The organism is Pseudomonas sp. LBUM1655, assembly GCF_059716085.1.
Window position 1 is genome coordinate 1,098,528 of sequence record NZ_CP166801.1, and the last position, 19,719, is coordinate 1,118,246.

The window sequence follows — 19,719 nt, forward strand, 5'->3', positions numbered from 1 at the left end:
TTAAAGTCAAAAGATCGCAGCCTTCGGCAGCTCCTACATGGGATGGGTGTACCCCTGTAGGAGCTGCCGAAGGCTGCGATCTTTTGCTCCTGAAAAATATTTTCAAAATTGTGGTGAGGTAAACCCGAGCCCCATCCGTGTAGTGACTGAAACTGCGAGTCATTCGCATCCGTTGCGGTTCTACACAGGTCATTGAGCAATGAAGTCCAGGGCAAAATCGGGTTCGGTCAAACAGTGGTTGGGCGCTCAAGCGTTGAGTTTTTCCGCATTGGCGTTGCTGCCGATGAGCGTGGCGCTCGCCGCTGAATCCGTCAGCAGCCAGGCGCAAAAGCAGTTCAGTTTCTCCCTGGCCACCAAACCGCTGCCCCAGGCCCTGAGCGACTTCAGCCGCGTTACCGGGCAAAGCGTGGTCTACACCGATGAAGCGCCGTACGGCCTCACCGCGCCGGCCGTCAACGGTCAGATGAGTGCCGAGCAAGCGCTGCAACGTCTGCTCAGCGGTTCCGGCCTGAGCTTCCGCCGTACCGACAGCCACACGCTGGCGCTGGAGCCACAACCCACTGCCGGTGCGCTGAATCTTGGCGCGACCACCATCACCTCGATGCGTGACGAGTCCATGAGTTACCAGCCGCCGCAAACCAGCTCGGTGATGCGCTCATCGGCCTCGCTTCAGGAAATCCCGCAGACCGTCAATGTCATTCCCGCACAAGTGATCCGCGATCAGGCGCCGCGCAACCTTGATGACGCGCTGGCCAACGTCAGTGGCATCACCCAGGGCAACACCTTGGGCAGCACGCAGGATTCGGTGATGACCCGCGGCTTCGGCGATAACCGCAACGGCTCGATCATGCGCGACGGCATGCCGATCGTGCAGGGCCGAGGCATGAACGCCACGGTTGATCGCGTCGAAGTGCTCAAAGGCCCGGCGTCTTTGCTCTATGGAATTCAGGACCCGGGCGGGGTGGTCAACCTCGTCAGCAAGAAGCCCGAACTTGAGCAATACAACGCGCTGACCCTGCGCGGCTCGACCTATGGCGAAGGCAAGAACGGCAGTGGCGGCACCTTCGACAGCACCGGTGCGCTGGGTGAATCCGGGTTCGCTTATCGCCTGGTACTGGATCACGAAGACGAGGATTACTGGCGCAACTACGGCACCCATCGCGAAACCCTGATCGCCCCTTCTCTGGCTTGGTTCGGCGAGCGCACGAAGCTGTCGTTCGGCTACGAGCATCGCGAATTCCTCACGCCGTTCGATCGCGGCACGGTGATCGATCCGCGCACCAACCATCCGCTGAACATCTCGCGCAAGGAACGTCTCGACGAGCCGTTCAACGACATGGAAGGGCGTTCGGATTTGTATCACTTCGAGGCCGATCACGAACTCAACGATGACTGGAAAGCCCACTTCGGCTACAGCTGGAACCGCGAAACCTACGACGCCAGCCAGGTACGCATCACGGCCATCGACACCAATAAAGGCACGCTGACCCGCAGCATGGACGGCACCCACGGCGCGATCAGCACCGACCGTTTCACCACTGCCAGCCTCGAAGGCAAAGTCAACGTGTTGGGCATGCAGCATGACCTGGTGTTCGGCGTCGACGACGAGTACCGCAAGATCTACCGCGCCGACCTGATCCGCCAAAAAAGCCTGACGACCTTCAGCTACACCAACCCTGTGTACGGCCGCGAAGTGGAGGGCACCACGGTCAGCCCGGCAGACAGTGCCCAGACCGATTTGCTGCGCAGCGATTCGGTATTTTTGCAGGACTCGATCCACCTCAACGACCAGTGGATTCTGGTCGCCGGCGGACGCTTTCAGGAGTACGACCAGTACGCCGGCAAAGGCGTACCGTTCAAGGCCAACACCGACAGCAATGGCCAGAAATGGGTGCCGCGCGCAGGCCTGGTGTATCGCTACACCGACGAGCTGTCGTTCTATGGCAGCTACACCGAATCGTTCAAGCCCAACTCGACCATTGCCCCGCTGAGCGGCAGCAGCACCGTGCTCGACGGGAGTATTGCGCCCGAAGAAGCCAAGTCGTGGGAACTGGGCGCACGGCTGGATATGCCGGGGCGCATCACCGGCAACATCGCGCTGTTCGATATCAAAAAGCGCAACGTGCTGGTGGCCAACTCCGAAGGCCCGACGACGATTTACAGCGCTGCCGGTGAAGTGCGTTCGCGCGGTCTGGAAGTGGACATGACCGGTCAGTTGAGCGACCGCTGGAGCATGATCGGCAGCTACGCCTACACCGATGCCGAAGTCACCGAAGACCCAACTTACAAGGGCAAACGCCTGCAAAACGTGGCGAAGAACAGCGGCTCATTGTCGGCGGTTTATGACTTCGGCAGCGTGATCGGCGGCGATCAACTGCGCATCGGTGCCGGAGCACGCTATGTCGGTGAGCGAGCAGGTAACGCGGTGAATGATTTCGACCTGCCGAGCTACACCGTGGCCGATGCCTTCGCTACTTACGACACCAAAGTCGAAGGGCAGAAGGTCAAGTTTCAGCTCAACGTGAAGAACCTTTTTGATCGCACGTATTACACCTCGGCGGCGAGTCGGTTCTTTGTGTCGATGGGGGATTCGCGGCAGGTTTCGCTTTCCAGCACCCTGGAGTTCTGATCCACAACCGCGTCATCGTTCATCGCTGGCAAGCCAGCTCCCACAAGGTTCTGGGTCGAGCACATATTTCTTGAGCGACTGAAGACTTTGTGGGAGCTGGCTTGCCAGCGATGAGGTCCTGACAGACAGCGAAAATCACTGATCTAACGCAAAAACGCCTGCCGATACTCGCCGGGCGTCCCGCCTAAAACCTGCTTGAACCGATTAGTAAAATGACTCGCACTGGCAAACCCGCACGCCAGTGCAATCTCCCCCAGCGGCAACGCGGTTGCGCGCAACAACTCCCGCGCCCGGCTCAAGCGTCGTGCCAGCACATACTGATGCGGCGGCAGGCCGAAGCTCACGCGAAACATCCGCGCAAAGTGGTATTCCGACAACGCACACAACCCGGCCAATTGCCCGAGGCTGATCGGCTCGGCCAACTGTGCGTCGATGAATTCCACCAATTGCCGACGCTGGTGCGGCGCCAGTCCGCCTTTCAAACGTAAACCCTGCCGGGCACCGACCTGACTGAGCAAGGTATGGCTGATCAATTCATGGGCAAGGCTGCTGGTCAGCAAACGCTCGGCGGGTTCGTCCCAATTCAGCGTCAGCAACTGACGAAAGCGTTGTGCCTGTTGCGGGTCTTCGAGAAAGGTCTGCTCACGCAACTGCATCTCTCGCGGCTCGCGATCGAGCAGCGTGACGCAACCGAGGGCAAACTGTTCGGCGCTGAAATACAGATGCGCCAGGCGAATATCGCCATTGATCACCCAACCCGATTCGTGATCCGCCGGCAGGATGCACAGCTTGTCCGGCCCGCCCTTTTGGCCCGGCTGACCGCGCCGAAACGTACCGGTCCCGCCAGCGATGTAGCAGGACAGGGTGTGATGGCTCGGCGCTTCGTATTCCTGCGCATCGTGATGATTGGTCCACAGAGCCGCAGACAAGCCGTCACCGAGCTCGGCGCTGTGCACAAGGCGTGCGTTCGGCGAGCGGTTAAGTGCTTGAAAGACTTGCAGCGTATCGATGGCGGCCATGATCGGTTCTCTTCAACGCCTTGCATCCTACTCCGTAGCCCCGGCGCTGCCAGCCTGCCGGGCGACAAAAGCGCAAGTTTATGCAAGCGCTTGCCGCCTGCCGAAGCAGACACTCAAGGCCTATCAAGGAGTGTTCGTCATGAATCTGTCGTTGTATCTGTTGACCGTGCTGATCTGGGGCACCACCTGGATTGCCCTGAAATGGCAACTGGGCGTGGTGGCGATTCCGGTGTCGATCGTCTATCGCTTCGGCCTCGCGGCGTTGGTGCTGTTTGTTTTGCTGTTGCTCAGCCGTCGCTTGCAACCGATGAACCGGCGCGGCCATTTGATCTGCGTGGCTCAGGGCTTGTGCCTTTTTTGCGTCAACTTCATGTGCTTTCTCACCGCCAGTCAGTGGATTCCCAGCGGTCTGGTGGCGGTGGTGTTCTCCACCGCAACCTTGTGGAACGCGCTCAATGCGCGGGTGTTCTTCGGCCAGCGAATTGCTCGCAATGTGCTGATGGGTGGGGCGCTGGGCTTGTTCGGTCTGGGCATGTTGTTTTGGCCGGAGCTGGCCGGTCATCAGGCCAGCCCGCAAACCTTGCTTGGCCTGGGACTGGCCCTGTGCGGCACCTTGTGTTTCTCGGCGGGCAACATGCTGTCGAGCCTGCAACAGAAGGCTGGTCTCAAGCCGCTGACCACCAACGCCTGGGGCATGGCCTACGGCGCGGCAATGCTGACGGTGTGGTGCCTGGTCAAAGGTATTCCGTTCGACATGGACTGGTCGCCGCGTTACGTCGGTGCGTTGCTGTATCTGGTGATTCCGGGCTCGGTGATCGGTTTCACCGCGTACCTGACGCTGGTCGGGCGCATGGGGCCGGAACGAGCGGCTTACTGCACGGTGCTGTTCCCGGTGGTGGCGCTGAACGTCTCGGCGTTTGCCGAGGGTTACCAGTGGACAGCTCCGGCGCTGGTCGGTCTGGTATTGGTGATGCTGGGTAACGTGCTGGTGTTTCGTAAACCGAAAGCGGTGGTGCCGCCGGTGCAGGGGAAGTTGGCTTGAAATAAACGAGCGCTGAACTTCAGCGCTCGACTTTCAATGTGATGTAAATCATTACCGGGAATATGAAATCAACGATGTGGCGTGCCCAGTCCTTGGCATTCCATGATTGTGAGGTGTCCATGTCAAACCATTCCACACCCACGGTTTGCAGGCAAACGTAATAAATAAAGATCGCCGCCAGTATGCCCATGATCGAGAACTTTTTTGCCTCGTGGAATATTTCGGCGGAGGCGTTGATGTTGCGATAGAGCTGATAGGTGCCTATCAGGCACAACACCGTATACGTGACTTCCAGTGTGATGATGAACCAGTAGATCCGGTGATGAATCATCGGCGATTCGATGGCTCGGTACTTGATGGTTTCACTGGCAGTGGTGGTGTCCATGCTCAGGATATGGGCCACGTAAGTGTAGTTTGAGTCATAGTCGGTGAAATTGTGGATCATCACCAGCAGACCAAAGAAACTGATGTAAGCCATCAATATAACTTTGCTGTAGCGGATAAGTTTGTCGGTTGTCAGGGTGTTCAAGGTTTAGGCTCTCCATAGCGCTTGCCGATCATTCGACAGCCGGGAGGAGCTTATAACGCTGTTGTTTAATTTGGTTTGTTGTTCAATTTCAAGTTGTGTATGGCGATAACTAACGGGCAAGTGCGATGTTGCACTTGCCCGTATTTTTTTATCCGCGCCAGACTTGCGGGTTGACCAGGTCCTGCGGGCGTTCGCCGAGCAGCGCGCTGCGCAGGTTGGCGAGCGCGCGATTGGCCATGGCTTCGCGGGTTTCATGGGTGGCGGAACCGATATGCGGCAAGGTCACAGCGTTTTTCAGCTGGAACAGTGGCGACTCGGCCAGCGGTTCTTTCTCGTAGACGTCCAGGCCGGCACCGCGAATCTGATTGTTTTGCAGTGCTTCGATCAGCGCGGGTTCATCGACCACCGGGCCGCGGGAGATGTTGACCAGAATCGCGCTCGGTTTCATCAGGGCCAGTTCGCGATGGCTGATGAGGTGGCGGGTCTTGTCGCTGAGGGGCACCACGAGGCAAACGAAATCGGCTTCGGCGAGCAGTTGGTCGAGGCTGCGAAATTGCGCGCCGAGTTCTTGTTCGAGGTCGCTCTTGCGGCTGTTGCCGCTGTAGATGATCGGCATGTTGAAGCCGAACCGGCCACGGCGGGCGACGGCGGCACCGATGTTGCCCATGCCGACGATGCCGAGGGTTTTGCCGTGCACGTCACAGCCGAACAGTGGGGCGCCGACGCTGGCTTGCCATTGGCCGGCCTTGGTCCAGGCGTCGAGTTCGGCGACGCGGCGGGCGCTGCTCATGATCAGGGTGAAGGCGAGGTCGGCGGTGCTTTCGGTGAGCACGTCCGGGGTGTTGGTGAGCATGATCCCGCGTTCGTTGAAGTAGTCGAGGTCGTAGTTGTCGTAGCCGACGGAGACGCTGGAGACCACTTCGAGTTTGGCGGCGGTTTCGAGTTGGGCTTTGCCGAGTTTGCGGCCGACGCCGATGAGGCCGTGGGCGTGGGGCAGGGCTTCGTTGAATTGAGCGTTGATGTCGCCGTTTTTTGGGTTGGGGACGATGACGTCGAACTCTTGTTGCAGGCGTTCGATCATTGGGGGGGTGATGCGGCTGAAGGCCAGGACTGTTTTTTTCATTGGGCTTGGGCTCGGCTTTGGCTTTCTGATATTGCCAAGCAAGCTAACATTTCTTTGTGGGGTTTGGCTTGTCTTGGCGGCCTCTGGGCCGACCAGGCTTTGGTGGGGTGGGGTGAATATCCGTTTTGTTTGTGATGGCGGCTTGAGGTTTCGCCCTTACGGCGACTCACTTTTTTTACAAACGCCTAAAAAAAGTAAGCAAAAAAACGCTTGCTCCTACGTACGGCCCGCTCGCTGGGGCTCGGGGTGCCTTCGCTGCGGGATCCATCCGGGGGCATCGCCTCCGGTTTGCTTCGCTGCACCTCCTCTCGATGTGTTTGGCTTCGCCAAACGGCGCTTCGCGCCTACCCCCCGGATAAATCCCTCCACTCAGCCTTCCGACGTCGCCCGTGGATCAAGATCAAGAGCTGCAGCCGAGCTAACGCTCATCCTGTTGAGTGGTAAGGAGCGGGTGGTTGGGTTTTGGTTTGTGTTGGATTCGCCCCTCACCCCAGCCCTCTCCCGAGGGAGAGGGAGCTGATTTTTGGGCTTTTCGGAATGTTGATTCGACTCGGTATTCCAAGTCGGCGTAGCTCATCCAGACACCTCGGTCAGTCCCCTCTCCCTCTGGGAGAGGGTTAGGGTGAGGGCAGTTCCAGAGGCTGTTTGAGTTTCAGCAGCATCCCCGGACTGTCCCAGCAAACTTCAATTGCGTGGCGCGGGTTGGGGGATGTCGACGTTATCCAGTACGCGATTCACCGCCAGTTCCGCCAGCATGATGATCTGCTGAATCGCCAGAATCGTACGTCGCTGCGGGAGGTCGACGTAGGCGGCGATGTCGCTGGACATGAGGCTGGCTTGCGCCAGTGATTCGCAGGCGTGGACGAGGAGGCTTTCGTTGTCTTGGTCCGGTGCGACCTGGAACATGGTGCTGGGTTTGTGGAAGCGCAACGTCAACTCGTTGGGTTTGAAGTAGTGGTCGAGCGCTCGCTCGGCGGCTTCGTGGAATTTCTTCGAGCCGGAAGATTCGTAGGGGGAGGTGTTATCCGCTTCGGGCGGATTTGGTGTTGGCTTTTTCATGGGGAACATACTCATGGCAAGTTGTCTTGAAGCCGCCACTTTTCGTTTTCCAGACGTAAGGGTGGCAGCCGTGCGCGGACTGGAAAAACCGGCCCAACTCACCAAAACCGGCAGGCCCAAGGGCCTCCCGCGCACAGCCGCCATAACATTGCGAGCAGAAAAAGCGCCGCAGTATGCCATGAGCTTTGGTAGTTGAAATCGGGTTTTCCAGACCTGGTCGCTGATTCGTCAGCGACACCCAAAGCCTATCCACCGCACTTCCGACGGACAACCTTCAAAACACGTCGGAAACTTCCGCGAAAAGCCCGAAATGTAGGAGCTGCCGTAGGCTGCGATCTTTTGATTTTTAAACATCAAGGTCAAAAGATCGCAGCCTGCGGCAGCTCCTGCAGGTTTCACGGTGTGTTGAAAATCAGTTGGCGACGCGTGCTCCGGCGAGGCTGCCGCTGAGTTCGTAGGCGGCCAGTTCTGCCTGATGTGCCGCGAGGATTTCCGGCAGTGAGCCGCGCAGGTATTCGACCCACGTCTTGATCTTTGCATCAAGGTATTGCCGCGATGGGTAGATCGCGTACAGGTTCAGTTCCTGCGAGCGGTAGTTGGGCATTACCCGTACCAGCGTGCCATTGCGCAGCCCTTCGATTGCCGCGTACACCGGCAACACGCCAACGCCCATGCCGCTGGTGATCGCGGTTTTCATGGCGTCGGCGGAGTTCACCAAAAACGGCGAGCTGTTGATGGTGACCATTTCCTGGCCTTCAGGGCCGTCGAAGGCCCATTTTTCCAGCGGGATCACCGGGCTGACCAGGCGCAGACAGGCGTGGTTGAGCAGGTCGCTGGGTTTTTGCGCGCAGCCGTTGGCTTTCACGTAGGCCGGTGAGGCGCAGACGATGCTGTAGGTGATGCCCAGGCGTTGCGAGACGAAACCGGAGTCCGGCAGTTCGCGGGCCAGCACGATGGAGACGTCGTAGCCTTCATCGAGCAGGTCCGGCACGCGGTTGGCCATGGTCAGGTCGAAGGTGACGTCCGGGTGGGTCTTGCGATAGCGGGCGATGGCGTCGATGACGAAGTGCTGGCCGATGCCGGTCATGGTGTGGACTTTCAACTGGCCGGCGGGGCGGGCGTGGGCTTCGCTGGCCTCGGCTTCGGCTTCTTCGACGTAGGCCAGGATCTGCTCGCAGCGCAGCAGGTAGCGTTTGCCGGCTTCGGTCAGGGCAATGCGTCGAGTCGTGCGGTTAAGCAGTCGGGTTTGCAGGTGGGCTTCCAGGTTGGAGACCGCGCGCGAGACGTTGGCGGTGGTGGTGTCGAGCTGCACGGCGGCGGCAGTGAAGCTGCCGGCTTCGGCCACGCAACTGAAGGCGCGCATGTTTTGCAAAGTGTCCATGGGGTGCTCTCAAGGGAGATGGCAAATTGTGACACGAAGTTTCAGGGGCTGAGACCCCCGACCAAGGGATTATCTCGTTAACGGTAACAAAGATTCACAGGATTCCCAGCTTATCGCCGTTCAGGGCGCCCCATAGAATTGCGCCGATCCACACCACTCCTCGCCATATCCCTTCTTTCAGGAATTCGCAGCTGTGCCGCGTCGCATCAACAGAGCGCTTTTGCCGCTCAGTGTTCTGGCTTTTTCCCTGGCTCTTGGCGGCTGCATTTCAACCGAAGGTATTGCTCCGCAGGGCAACGCGCTGGAGGCCAATGATTTGGCCACCGACGACGCCATCGCCCACGCTGCCCGTGACGCCAACTGGCCCACCGCGCAATGGTGGCAAGCCTACGGCGACCCGCAATTGAACCGCTGGATCGACCTCGCCGTACAAGGCAGCCCGAGCATGGCCATGGCCGCCGCGCGAGTGCGTCAGGCCAAAGCCCTGGCCGGTGTCGCTGAAGCGGCCGAGTCGTTGCAGATCAATGGCGAGTCGACCCTCAAGCGTCACAACTGGCCGACCGATCAGTTTTACGGCCCGGGCGAATTGGCCAACACCACCACCTGGGACAACAACGCGGCGCTGGGTTTCAGCTACGCCCTCGACCTCTGGGGCCGCGAAAGCAATGCCAGCGAACGGGCGGTGGATCTGGCGCACATGAGCGCCGCCGAAGCGCGATTGGCGCAGTTGGAATTGCAGAACAACATCGTGCGCGCCTACATCGAGTTGTCGCTGCATTACGCCCAGCGCGACATCGTCGCCGCGACGCTCAAACAGCAACAGCAGATTCTTGAGCTGGCGCAGAAGCGTCTGGACGGCGGGATCGGCACGCACTTTGAAGTCAGCCAGGCTGAAACGCCGTTGCCGGAAACTCATCGGCAAATTGATGCGCTGGATGAAGAGATCGCCCTCAGTCGCAATCAACTCGCCGCACTGGCCGGTCAAGGTCCGGGTGCAGGCGCGCAGTTGCAGCGTCCGACGCTATCGCTTGGCGCGGCGCTGAAGTTGCCGTCGGCACTGCCCGCTGAACTGCTCGGTCAGCGTCCGGACATCGTCGCCAGCCGCTGGCAAGTGGCGGCGCAGGCGCGCGGGATCGAGGTGGCGCATGCCGGTTTTTATCCCAACGTTGATCTGGTCGGCAGCCTCGGCTACATGGCCACCGGCGGCGGCGCGCTGGAGTTTTTGACCGGCAAGAAACTCACCTACAACGTCGGGCCGGCGATCTCGTTGCCGATCTTCGACGGCGGGCGCTTGCGTGCCGAACTGGGTGAAGCGTCGGCCGGTTATGACATTGCCGTGGCGCATTACAACCAGACGCTGGTCAATGCGCTGAAGAACATCTCCGACCAGTTGATCCGCCGCGAGTCGATGGACAAGCAGCAAGGCTTCGCCGCCGAGTCCGTGGCCACGGCGCAGAAGACCTACGACATCGCGATGATCGCCTATCAACGCGGCCTCACCGATTACCTCAACGTGCTCAATGCGCAGACGCTGTTGTTCAAGCAGCAGCAAGTGCAGCAGCAGGTGCAGGCGGCGCGGTTGAGTGCACATGCGCAGTTGGTGACGGCGTTGGGGGGTGGCCTTGGTGCCGGCAACGATGTGCCAACTGCCGAACAAACACAAGCCCCGAAAACCCCGGCTCTCCTGCGGTGAACCTGAACCCGAGGATGGTGAACTCCTGTGGCGAGGGGATTTATCCCCGATGGGCTGCGCAGCAGCCCCAACACCTGCAAACCGGTTCTGCCTGGCACACCGCATTCGCTTTTCTTGGGGCCGCTTTGCAGCCCATCGGGGATAAATCCCCTCGCCACAGGAATTGTGTGATTCACAGATTTTTTCTTCATTCATTGAGCAAGATTTAATGACTCCCTTGCCCGCACCACTGCGCTGGCTCTACTCCCTGGAATGGCGCCGCGGTTTCTTTGACTGGGCGCGCAGTGATGGCGTGACTTGGGTCTACATCTTCAAGGTGTTGCTCGCCGCGTTCCTCACCCTGTGGCTGGCGATGCGTCTGGAATTGCCGCAACCGCGTACGGCGATGATCACCGTGTTCATCGTCATGCAGCCGCAAAGCGGTCAGGTGTTCGCCAAGAGTTTCTATCGCTTCCTCGGCACCCTGGCGGGGTCAGCGATGATGGTCACGCTGATTGCGCTGTTCGCGCAAAACACTGAACTGTTCCTCGGCTCGCTGGCGATCTGGGTCGGTATCTGCTCGGCCGGTGCGGCGCGTTGCCGTAACTTCCGCGCCTATGGTTTTGTCCTCGCGGGCTACACCGCAGCGATGGTCGGTTTGCCGGCGCTGGCGCACCCGGACGGTGCGTTCATGGCAGCGGTGTGGCGGGTGCTGGAGATCTCGCTGGGGATTATCTGCGCCACGGTGGTCAGCGCCGCGATCCTGCCGCAAACCGCCAGCGCGGCGATGCGCAACGCCTTGTACCAGCGCTTCGGGGTGTTCGCTTTGTTCGTCACCGATGGCTTGCGCGGGCGCAGCAAAACCGAATCCTTTGAAGCGAGCAACGTGCGTTTCATCGCCGAGGCGGTGGGGCTGGAAGGGCTGCGCAGTGTGACGGTGTTCGAAGACCCGCACATGCGTCGGCGCAATGGTCGCCTGAGCCGTTTGAACAGCGAGTTCATGGGCATCACCACGCGCTTCAATGCCTTGCATCAGTTGCTCGAACGCTTGCGCGGCAATGATGAAGAACTCGTTGTGGCGGCGATCAGACCGGGCTTGCAGGATCTGGCCGAAGTGCTCGACGGTTTCAGCGGCCGGGCACTGACCAGCCCCGATGCCGCGCGGCTGGCGACGGCGCTGGCGACCTACAAGGATGGCTTGCCGGCGCGAGTGCGCAGCCTGCGCGCAATCTTTCAGGAGAGTGAACCGAGCGACGCCGAGCAGCTGGATTTCCACACCGCGTATGAGTTGCTCTATCGCTTCGTCGACGATCTGCACGGTTACGCGCAGACCCACGCCTCCTTGGCCGATCATCGCCACGAACGCGAGCGCTGGGACGAGCCGTTCACCCCGCAAACCAACTGGTGGGCGGCGGCCGCTTCGGGGATTCGCGCCTCGTTCATCCTGATCGTGCTGGGCAGTTATTGGGTCGCCACCGCGTGGCCGAGCGGCGCGACAATGACCCTGATCGCCGCCGCCACCGTGGGCCTTTCCGCTGCCACGCCGAACCCGAAACGCATGGCCTTTCAGATGGCTTGCGGCACATTTCTCGGCGCGTTGATCGGCTTCGTCGAGATGTTTTTCATCTTCCCTTGGATCGACGGTTTTCCGCTGCTGTGCGTGATGCTCGCGCCGGTAATCGTACTGGGTTCTTTCCTCACGTCGCGGCCGCAATATGCCGGTGTCGGTCTCGGCTTGCTGATCTTCTTCAGCACCGGTTCGGTGCCGGACAACCTCACGATTTATAACCCTTACACCTTCATCAACGATTACATCGCCATGGTCATGGGCATGCTGGTGTGTGCGGCGGCGGGGGCGATTATTCTGCCGCCCAACAGCCGCTGGTTGTGGCGACGGCTGGAGCAGGATCTGCGTGGGCAAGTGGTCTATGCGATCAGCGGAAAACTCAAGGGGCTGGCGTCGAGTTTCGAGAGCCGTACCCGCGACTTGTTGCATCAGGCTTATGGTCTGGCGGCCGGTGAGCCGAAGGTGCAAAAGAGCCTTTTGCGCTGGATGTTCGTGGTGCTGGAAGTCGGCCACGCGATCATTGAATTGCGCAAGGAGCAGGCGATTCTGCCGGTGCACCCGGCCTATGCCGAATCGCAACCGTGGCGTCAGGCAATCCGTGTGATGGGCCGGGCGTTGGTGCGGCTTTTTCTGCAACCGAACTCAAGCAATCTGGAGCGCGCTCTGGTGGCAGTCGATCATGCGATCAGCCGTGTCGCCGCCACTGACGAACCGTTCGCGCCGCACTTCGATACCTCGGCCCTGCGCCGGGTGAAGAGCTATCTGCACTTCATTCGCACCTCGTTGCTCGACCCGCAATCACCGCTTGGCGCTTTCGCACACGCCAAGCCTGAAGGACTTGCCCATGCCTCGTGAAATCGCTTTCCACGGTGTGTACATGCCGACCATGACCCTGATGTTTTTCATCGCTGCGGCATTGGCCTGGGCGGTGGATCGGTTCTTGTCGGGCTTCGATCTGTACCGCTTCTTCTGGCACCCGGCGCTGCTGCGCCTGAGCCTGTTTACCTGTCTGTTCGGCGCGATGGCGCTGACTGTTTACCGTTGACTCTCTATCTCTGAAGAAGGCTCTGATGAAAAAGTTTTTCAGCCTGCTCGCGACCTTGCTGGTGCTGGCCCTTGCGCTGTGGATCGGCCGGACTTTGTGGGTGCATTACATGAACACGCCGTGGACCCGCGACGGTCGGGTGCGCGCGGACATCATCAACGTCGCCGCCGACGTCACCGGTGAAGTGATCGACGTGCCGGTGCGTGACAACCAATTGGTGAAGAAGGGCGATTTGCTGATGCAGATCGACCCCGAGCATTACCGCATCGCAGTGAAACAGGCGCAGTCGCTGGTCGCTTCACGCAAGTCGACGTGGGAGATGCGCAAGGTCAACGCCCATCGCCGCGCCGATCTGGACAATCTGGTGATCTCCAAGGAAAACCGCGACGACGCCAGCAACATCGCCGACGCCGCGCTGGCCGACTATCAGCATGCGCAGGCGCAACTGGAAGCCGCCGAACTCAACCTCAAACGCACCGAAGTGCGCGCGGCGGTGGACGGCTACGTGACCAACCTCAACGTGCATCGAGGTGACTACGCGCGCATCGGCGAAGCGAAAATGGCCGTGGTGGATATGAATTCGTTTTGGGTCTACGGCTTCTTCGAAGAAACCAAACTGCCGCACGTTCGCGTTGGGGATAAGGCCGACATGCAGTTGATGAGCGGCGAAGTCCTGAAGGGCCACGTGGAAAGCATTTCACGCGGCATCTACGACCGCGACAACCCGGAAAGCCGCGAGCTGATCGCCGACGTCAACCCGACGTTTAACTGGGTGCGCTTGGCACAGCGAGTGCCGGTGCGGATTCACATTGATGAAGTGCCGGAAGGTGTTTTGTTGGCGGCGGGGATTACTTGTACGGTGGTGGTAAGGCAGGACGACATCAAGTCATCAGACTGAAGAAGGCTTTTGTGGCGAGGGAGCTTTCTCCCGCCGGGCCGCGAAGCGGCGCCAAACAACGTGAGCGCTGCGCACTCAAGCGGGAGCGAGTTCCCTCGCCACAGGTGTGGGTTTATCGGTAGAACTTGTCGACCACCCGCAGTCCGGACTCGATGGTTTCGTCGACCGTTAACTGTTTGTCCTTGATGAGGCTGACGATGCGCGGGTCATTGGCGATATTTGCGCCAGGCATTTTCAACTTGGCAGCGCGATCGATCACGATGTAGATCAGCACGTGATCACGGTTCCTGATGAATGGCAGGTCCATGGCATCGCCGATCGACTGCTTCATGTAGGCATAACGTTCGGCGGACGTCAGCCCCTTGAAGGTATCCGGATAGTCCTGATAGATCTGGGCGGAGTAGCGGGCGACGTCCTCTTCCCGCTCTTCGGCGGCTTTGGTTGCCTTGCTGGCGACCTGGGGGACGAGTTCGCTGTAGCGTTTCTCACCCTTGGTAATTTGCTCCGGGGTCATCCGGGTTTTGACGGTTGCATCGGCGTGGGTGTCATCTGCATCGGCCATGACTTTGCTCCACGCGTACGCTTCGATCAGGTTGCCTTGTTCTTCGTACTGCTTGACCAGCTTATCCTGGGCATCGGGATAACCGTGCTGTGAGGAGCGCACCAGCCAGCGCGTGGCAAGTGCGGCATCTTCCTTCGCCCCGGCGATGCCGTACTTGTACGATTCGTACATGCCGTACTCCGCACACCAGTCATTTTGCATGGCCGCGTAGGCCGTGTAGTTGAAGGCTAAGGTGCGTGTTTGCTCGTTGGCCAGGTCACCATTCTGGCGAATCATTGAGGAGAGGTAGCAAAACGCGCGAGGGTGTTTCGGCGCCGCCATGGCCAGGCAGGTTTTGGCGATATCGCGCGCGCCGTCTTCGTACATCAGCAAACCGGTCCCGAACACAATGTCGCTGTCCATCTGCGCATTGCAGTATTCGTTCGCGGTGACGGTCGGCAACAGGTCTCGCGCGGTCAATTTCGGCAGGGTGTCGTTGAGGGGCACTTCTTGAGTGGCGCAGCCCGCCAGCAAGGTGAGCAATACCAAAGGCAGTACGTTGGAAACTTTCAAAAGTTGTTCCTGAGCTTAGTTGAAGCGTGAGAGCAGGTCTCGCGTCAGACAGGCCAACAAAGCAGCGGCTGTTCCAGGCAGGAACAGCCGGGGGAGGGTTGTATCAGTGTTCAGCAATTCCCTTGCTTCGATGCGTGCGCCAGCGATTCCATGCGCTATCGGGTTCACTTGAAGCGGCGGGCGCTTCAAGTGCGGCGCATTCTACGTGGAACGGCTGGTTTGGCAATTTCACCGAGGTAAATCAGAGCTGGCCGTGCAAGCCAAACCGCTTCATCAACGTCGATTCCAGCAAGCCTTTGGGCAGCAGCGTCGCTAACAGCGGCAATGCCCGGCTACCATTGCCGATGCGAATCAGCCGTGGCGGTTTGCTCTGCTGCACAGCCTTCAGCAGCACAGCAGCAAACTCAAGGGCCGGCGTTGGTTTGTCCTGCGACGCCTTGGCCCGCGCGCGGATCCCTTCTCGCAACGGAAACCACGGCGATTGTTCATTGATCAACTGCTCAGCCTCATGCCCGGCATTCTTGGCGAAGCTCGATTGAATCGCCCCTGGCTGCACTTCCATCACGCGAATGCCGAACGGCGCCAGTTCCATGCGCAATGCATCGCTCAAGGCATGCACTGCTGCTTTCGAGGCGCAATAGGCACCGGCGAACGGTGTGACCAATACGCCGGAAACACTGCCAATGTTCACGACCAAGCCCTTGGCCCGGCGCAACACCGGGAACAGTGCGCGGGTGACGCCGACAATCGAGAACACATTGGTTTCGAACTGGCGCTGCATGGCCGGCACGCCGCCGTCGAGCAGCGGGCCCATGGCGCCATAACCGGCGTTGTTGATCAGCACGTCGAGACCGCCGTGTTGCTGGTTGATCCGCTCGGCGAGTTGTTCCAGCGCCGCGTTGTCATTGACGTCGAGTTGCACGGCGGTGAACCCGGCTGTCGCCAGCAATGCGACATCTTCAGCCTTGCGCGCACTGGCCCAGACTTCATAACCGGCGGTTTTGAACGCATCGGCGAGGGCGCGGCCGATGCCGCTGGAACATCCGGTAATCAACGCAACGGGCATGGCGCATTCCTTGTGCAAAAGAGTGGGGAAGGGGATCAGTCGGAGAAGCTGCCCTGCAATCGCTCGGCGCGAAACTCCAGGGTTTGCGGGCGATAACCGGGACGCAGCGGCGGCATCGGCAAGCAGTCTTCCCAATTGCCGCCAGCCTGCAATTCGCCGGGGCCGCGGTAGCGCGGGGCGCTGTATTGATTGTCGGCCAGATTGACGGTGTCGCCCGGTGCATAGGCTGCAATGCGCCAGCGCAGTTCGGTCAGCGGCACGCTGTTGCCGTTGTTCATCTTCAATTGCAGCGGACGATCCGCCGGACACTGCTCGGGCGCATAGCTGATACGCAGTTCAAGGCGCGCCAGTTGTTTGATCTCGCGGTTGTCCAGCCACACCACCCACATGGCAACGAGGCCGAGGCCGATGGCGGCTGCCACCGAGACGGGCAAGGCCTTGGCCGGATAGCGCAACAACAGGATCAGCCAAGTGAAGACCAGCAAAACGCCGATGAACATGTGTGAACGCTCCTTGAACTCGTGACCCACATCCTACCGAAGGGTTGCCGGAATGGACATTCGCGTATCAGGCCATTGTGCCATTGGTCGGAACTGTAATTTCTGACAGTAGGCATCAATGCCCAGTCGCTGCTGAGATACCCCCACGCAACGGAGCAAAAATATGGGCATGCACAGCAAAACACCGACGCTTTCAGTGAGCGACCCGCGTGGGCTGCCGATCCGTACAGTCGACTACTGGCGCGCCGAGTATCCTGGCGCCGCTCAGACTCTCGTGCACCGCACCTTTCATGACGCGGCGGGGCGTGCTGTCGACCAGTGGGATCCACGTTTGTGGGCGCTGCAAATGAGCGATCCTCTGACGCCGGCCAGTCTGGCCATGGTTTATCTGTTGAACGGCCAAGTGCTGCGCACGGACAGCGTCGATGCCGGTACGCAGGTTGCGTTGCACGGTCTCGGCGCGCAAGTGCTGCTCGAGTGCGACAGTCGTGGAACCCGTCGCGAAATCCGGCACGATTCGTTGCTGCGCCCGGTGGCCGTGTTCGAAGAAGGCGAATCGCAGCCGCAACGGTGCGTCGAGCGCTTTGTTTATGGTCAGCCCGGAGCTGGTGAACCGAGCCGCAACCAGCTCGGCCAGTTGATCCGCCACGATGACCCGGCAGGCAGTGTGTTGTTCGAACACTTTGCGATCAGCGGCCAATGCACAGAGAACACCCGGCACTTCATGCAGAACCTCGTGACCCCTGATTGGCCTGAGCCGGTTGATGAACGCATGAAGTTGCTAGAACCCGGCGAGGGCGCGACGAGCCAATGGCATTTCGGGCCGCTGGGTCAGGTACTCCGACAGGTGGATGCGCGAAATAATCATCAGGGGATCGAGTTGACGCTCGATGGACGTTTGCGGGCCAGTTACCTGCAGTTGAAGCATCAGTCCGAACCTCAAACACTGGTCAGCGATATCCGTTACAACGCTGACGGGAACGTCACGCAGGAACGGGCGGGAAACCGCGTATTGACGACATTGCGCTATCGAGCTGAAGACGGCCGTTTGCAAGTGCGTCAGGCCGAGAACAGCGACGGCGAAATCTTGCATCATCTGGTCTACGACTATGACCTGATGGGCAATGTGCTGAGCATCGAGGACAAGGCACTGCCGATCCGCTATTTCGCCAATCAGCGCATCGATCCGATCAGTCTCTTTATCTACGACAGTCGTTACCAGTTGCGCGAGGCAACTGGCTGGGAGGCGGGTGCTGCGAGCCAGGGACCCGCGACGCCCGGACGAGCCGATCCGGGCGCCGTGAGCAATTACCGCCAGAGTTATCGATACGACGAGTCCGGCAATTTGCTGGAGCTGACGCATGTTGGCGCGCGTAATGGTCGCAAGCTGCGCGCCGCGCGATTCAGCAATCGCTGTTTGCCTTACCGCGCCGATGTACCGCCCACGGAAGAGGAAATCGCTGCGGCGTTTGATCTGCGTGGCAATCTGCGAGCGCTCGAGGCCGGGCGATCACTGACGTGGAATTTGCGCAATCAGTTGCAATCGGTCACGCCGGTCGAACGTGCCGGCGGACGCAATGACCTTGAACACTATTGTTACGACGGCGCCGGTCAGCGTGTGCGCAAGACGCGTTTATTGCAGACAAATGCCCGTGGTGTCGTTGCCCAGGTGCGCTATTTGCCTGGACTGGAGTTGCGCAGTGACACAGGCAACGTAGAACAACTGCAAGTGATCACCGTCGAGGGGGCGCTCAACAGCGTGCGGGTCTTGCACTGGCAAAGCGCACCGCCAAACGGTTCCAACGACCACTATCGGTACACCTTCACTGATCATTTGGGCTCGACCAGCCTGGAGTTGGGTGAGGATGCCCGCGTCATCAGCCAGGAAACCTTCCACCCGTTCGGCGAGACGGCGTGGAGCAAGGACACCGAAGTCAGCTACAAAACCCTCCACTATTCGGGCAAGGAGCGTGATGCGACCGGGTGTTATTACTACGGTTATCGCTATTACATGCCTTGGTTGCAGCGATGGCTCAACCCTGACCCGAAAGGCTTTATTGACGGGCCGAACCTGTACCAGATGGTCGGTAACTCTCCCATGAGGCATGTTGACAGCGATGGCGGCGGGAAAAGCGATACGTCTACGTCAGCGCTGGCTGACAGCGCGCAAAAGCAGAAGGCACTGCTGGACTCGGTCACCTCGGCAGCGGCGGATGTCAGAAATTCGTTGCTCAACCACACCCAGGCACGACACCGGTTTCAGGCGTTGGCCAGGCGAGTCGGTACGCAACTGATCAGCAGCGCGGTCAGCACGGGGGCGCAAGCCCTGGGCGGCGCGGCTGGCACTGCATTGGGCGGGGCATTGGGGCCGGGAGCGGCCGTGCTTGGAGGGAAACTGGGTACGAAGCTCGCCGGCAAGGCAGCGGATGCAGCAATCGACAAGGTCGTGGACACCTATCAGTTGAACCGCCCTATCAATTTCAAGGGCAGCGAACTGAATCCCAAGGCTTTCGTTGAAAGCGTCGAGCCGAAAAAATCGCTCAGTCTTGCCACAGTGAAACTGGAACTGGCAGCACATGATCCGCGTGCTTCCGACGGTCGATCACGACTGGTGAAAATGGCGCGCGCCAAGGTTGAGGACAAAGTGATCTCGGTAGTCGCCGACACGTTGGGATCGCAGACCCCGGGACTGATCCGGACAGGAAGGGAGTTCATCCATGCATCGCAGGGCTTGAATGCAGGGACGTTGAGTGACACCTACGAACATATTTCGGCAAACATCGACATGGTGTCGTTCAGGACGCAAGCGATATTGACCGAGCTGGCGACGGTCGGCGGCTCAGACACTGAACTGCTGGAAGCGGTCTCCGAATTATCAATGCAGACCTTCAGTACCGTTCAAACGCTCAATCGAACCCAGGATTTCATTGGGCTGATCTCGCCCACACCCTACGCCGGCAGACAGCAATCGCTGGGGGGGAGCACCCGGCCCAAACTGACCCGACAACATTCGCAGGGCTAAAAAAGCCCCCGACCAACCCGCTGCGGATAGGGGACGCAGTGGGCTGGGCGAGG

The 19,719-nt window shown here is 59.8% G+C and carries 15 protein-coding genes; 7 read left to right on the forward strand and 8 right to left on the reverse strand.

Annotated elements, in window-relative coordinates:
• The first annotated feature begins 199 nt into the window (after nucleotides 1–199).
• A complete protein-coding gene (locus ACA074_RS04785) occupies nucleotides 200–2,629 on the forward strand; it encodes a TonB-dependent siderophore receptor (protein WP_497678527.1) in 2,430 nt (809 codons plus the stop codon).
• Nucleotides 2,630–2,772: 143 nt separating this feature from the next.
• Here ACA074_RS04785 and ACA074_RS04790 read toward each other — a convergent pair whose 3' ends face one another.
• A complete protein-coding gene (locus ACA074_RS04790) occupies nucleotides 2,773–3,648 on the reverse strand; it encodes a helix-turn-helix domain-containing protein (protein WP_401267861.1) in 876 nt (291 codons plus the stop codon).
• Between the two features lie 139 nt (nucleotides 3,649–3,787).
• Between ACA074_RS04790 and ACA074_RS04795 the strand changes: the two genes are divergently transcribed.
• Entirely contained in the window at nucleotides 3,788–4,690 is a 903-nt protein-coding gene (locus ACA074_RS04795) for a DMT family transporter (protein WP_187676846.1), read from the forward strand.
• A gap of 19 nt (nucleotides 4,691–4,709) precedes the next feature.
• On the opposite strand, the gene ACA074_RS04800 is transcribed toward ACA074_RS04795, so the two are convergent.
• From ACA074_RS04800 to ACA074_RS04815, 4 genes are all read right to left on the reverse strand, one after another.
• Entirely contained in the window at nucleotides 4,710–5,219 is a 510-nt protein-coding gene (locus ACA074_RS04800; protein WP_489879197.1) for a DUF2165 family protein, read from the reverse strand.
• Nucleotides 5,220–5,367: 148 nt separating this feature from the next.
• Entirely contained in the window at nucleotides 5,368–6,342 is a 975-nt protein-coding gene (locus ACA074_RS04805; protein ID WP_497616525.1) for a 2-hydroxyacid dehydrogenase, read from the reverse strand.
• Nucleotides 6,343–7,026: 684 nt separating this feature from the next.
• Nucleotides 7,027–7,401: a DUF6124 family protein gene (locus ACA074_RS04810; RefSeq protein WP_497678528.1), complete on the reverse strand. Its 375-nt coding sequence runs from the start codon at nucleotides 7,399–7,401 to the stop codon at nucleotides 7,027–7,029.
• Nucleotides 7,402–7,813: 412 nt separating this feature from the next.
• Entirely contained in the window at nucleotides 7,814–8,782 is a 969-nt protein-coding gene (locus ACA074_RS04815; protein ID WP_103305180.1) for a LysR family transcriptional regulator, read from the reverse strand.
• Between the two features lie 193 nt (nucleotides 8,783–8,975).
• On the opposite strand from ACA074_RS04815, the gene ACA074_RS04820 reads away from it, so the two are divergent.
• The 4 genes from ACA074_RS04820 (at nucleotide 8,976) to ACA074_RS04835 (ending at nucleotide 13,964) form a co-directional block, all read left to right on the forward strand.
• Nucleotides 8,976–10,475 carry an efflux transporter outer membrane subunit gene (locus tag ACA074_RS04820; protein WP_497678529.1) on the forward strand — a complete coding sequence of 500 codons (1,500 nt, stop codon included), beginning with the start codon at nucleotides 8,976–8,978 and terminating at the stop codon, nucleotides 10,473–10,475.
• 208 nt (nucleotides 10,476–10,683) lie between these two features.
• Nucleotides 10,684–12,876 (forward strand): FUSC family protein, encoded by a 2,193-nt coding sequence (locus tag ACA074_RS04825; RefSeq protein WP_497678530.1) that lies wholly within the window; start codon nucleotides 10,684–10,686, stop codon nucleotides 12,874–12,876.
• A complete protein-coding gene (locus tag ACA074_RS04830) occupies nucleotides 12,866–13,066 on the forward strand; it encodes a DUF1656 domain-containing protein (protein ID WP_007914106.1) in 201 nt (66 codons plus the stop codon). Before ACA074_RS04825 ends, ACA074_RS04830 begins: the two co-directional genes overlap by 11 nt.
• Nucleotides 13,067–13,091: 25 nt before the next feature.
• Entirely contained in the window at nucleotides 13,092–13,964 is an 873-nt protein-coding gene (locus ACA074_RS04835; protein WP_497616533.1) for an efflux RND transporter periplasmic adaptor subunit, read from the forward strand.
• Between the two features lie 112 nt (nucleotides 13,965–14,076).
• Here the strand turns inward: ACA074_RS04835 and ACA074_RS04840 are convergent, their stop codons facing one another.
• From ACA074_RS04840 to ACA074_RS04850, 3 genes are all read right to left on the reverse strand, one after another.
• Nucleotides 14,077–15,078 carry an SEL1-like repeat protein gene (locus ACA074_RS04840; protein ID WP_497678531.1) on the reverse strand — a complete coding sequence of 334 codons (1,002 nt, stop codon included), beginning with the start codon at nucleotides 15,076–15,078 and terminating at the stop codon, nucleotides 14,077–14,079.
• A 241-nt stretch (nucleotides 15,079–15,319) separates the two neighbouring features.
• Nucleotides 15,320–16,144 (reverse strand): SDR family oxidoreductase, encoded by an 825-nt coding sequence (locus ACA074_RS04845; RefSeq protein ID WP_497678532.1) that lies wholly within the window; start codon nucleotides 16,142–16,144, stop codon nucleotides 15,320–15,322.
• Nucleotides 16,145–16,179: 35 nt separating this feature from the next.
• On the reverse strand, nucleotides 16,180–16,644 hold the full coding sequence (locus ACA074_RS04850; RefSeq protein ID WP_187676855.1) for a multidrug transporter: 465 nt from the start codon (nucleotides 16,642–16,644) through the stop codon (nucleotides 16,180–16,182).
• 163 nt (nucleotides 16,645–16,807) lie between these two features.
• Between ACA074_RS04850 and ACA074_RS04855 the strand changes: the two genes are divergently transcribed.
• Entirely contained in the window at nucleotides 16,808–19,666 is a 2,859-nt protein-coding gene (locus ACA074_RS04855) for an RHS repeat domain-containing protein (protein WP_497678533.1), read from the forward strand.
• The last annotated feature ends 53 nt before the right edge of the window (nucleotides 19,667–19,719 follow it).

Bases quoted from the DNA above. Each gene is read 5' to 3' on its own strand.
- ACA074_RS04785 (WP_497678527.1), top strand. From the start codon at position 200: ATGAAGTCCAGGGCAAAATCGGGTTCGGTCAAACAGTGGTTGGGCGCT.
- ACA074_RS04790 (WP_401267861.1), bottom strand. From the start codon at position 3,648: ATGGCCGCCATCGATACGCTGCAAGTCTTTCAAGCACTTAACCGCTCG.
- ACA074_RS04795 (WP_187676846.1), top strand. From the start codon at position 3,788: ATGAATCTGTCGTTGTATCTGTTGACCGTGCTGATCTGGGGCACCACC.
- ACA074_RS04805 (WP_497616525.1), bottom strand. From the start codon at position 6,342: ATGAAAAAAACAGTCCTGGCCTTCAGCCGCATCACCCCCCCAATGATC.
- ACA074_RS04810 (WP_497678528.1), bottom strand. From the start codon at position 7,401: ATGAAAAAGCCAACACCAAATCCGCCCGAAGCGGATAACACCTCCCCC.
- ACA074_RS04815 (WP_103305180.1), bottom strand. From the start codon at position 8,782: ATGGACACTTTGCAAAACATGCGCGCCTTCAGTTGCGTGGCCGAAGCC.
- ACA074_RS04825 (WP_497678530.1), top strand. From the start codon at position 10,684: ATGACTCCCTTGCCCGCACCACTGCGCTGGCTCTACTCCCTGGAATGG.
- ACA074_RS04830 (WP_007914106.1), top strand. From the start codon at position 12,866: ATGCCTCGTGAAATCGCTTTCCACGGTGTGTACATGCCGACCATGACC.
- ACA074_RS04835 (WP_497616533.1), top strand. From the start codon at position 13,092: ATGAAAAAGTTTTTCAGCCTGCTCGCGACCTTGCTGGTGCTGGCCCTT.
- ACA074_RS04845 (WP_497678532.1), bottom strand. From the start codon at position 16,144: ATGCCCGTTGCGTTGATTACCGGATGTTCCAGCGGCATCGGCCGCGCC.
- ACA074_RS04850 (WP_187676855.1), bottom strand. From the start codon at position 16,644: ATGTTCATCGGCGTTTTGCTGGTCTTCACTTGGCTGATCCTGTTGTTG.
- ACA074_RS04855 (WP_497678533.1), top strand. From the start codon at position 16,808: ATGGGCATGCACAGCAAAACACCGACGCTTTCAGTGAGCGACCCGCGT.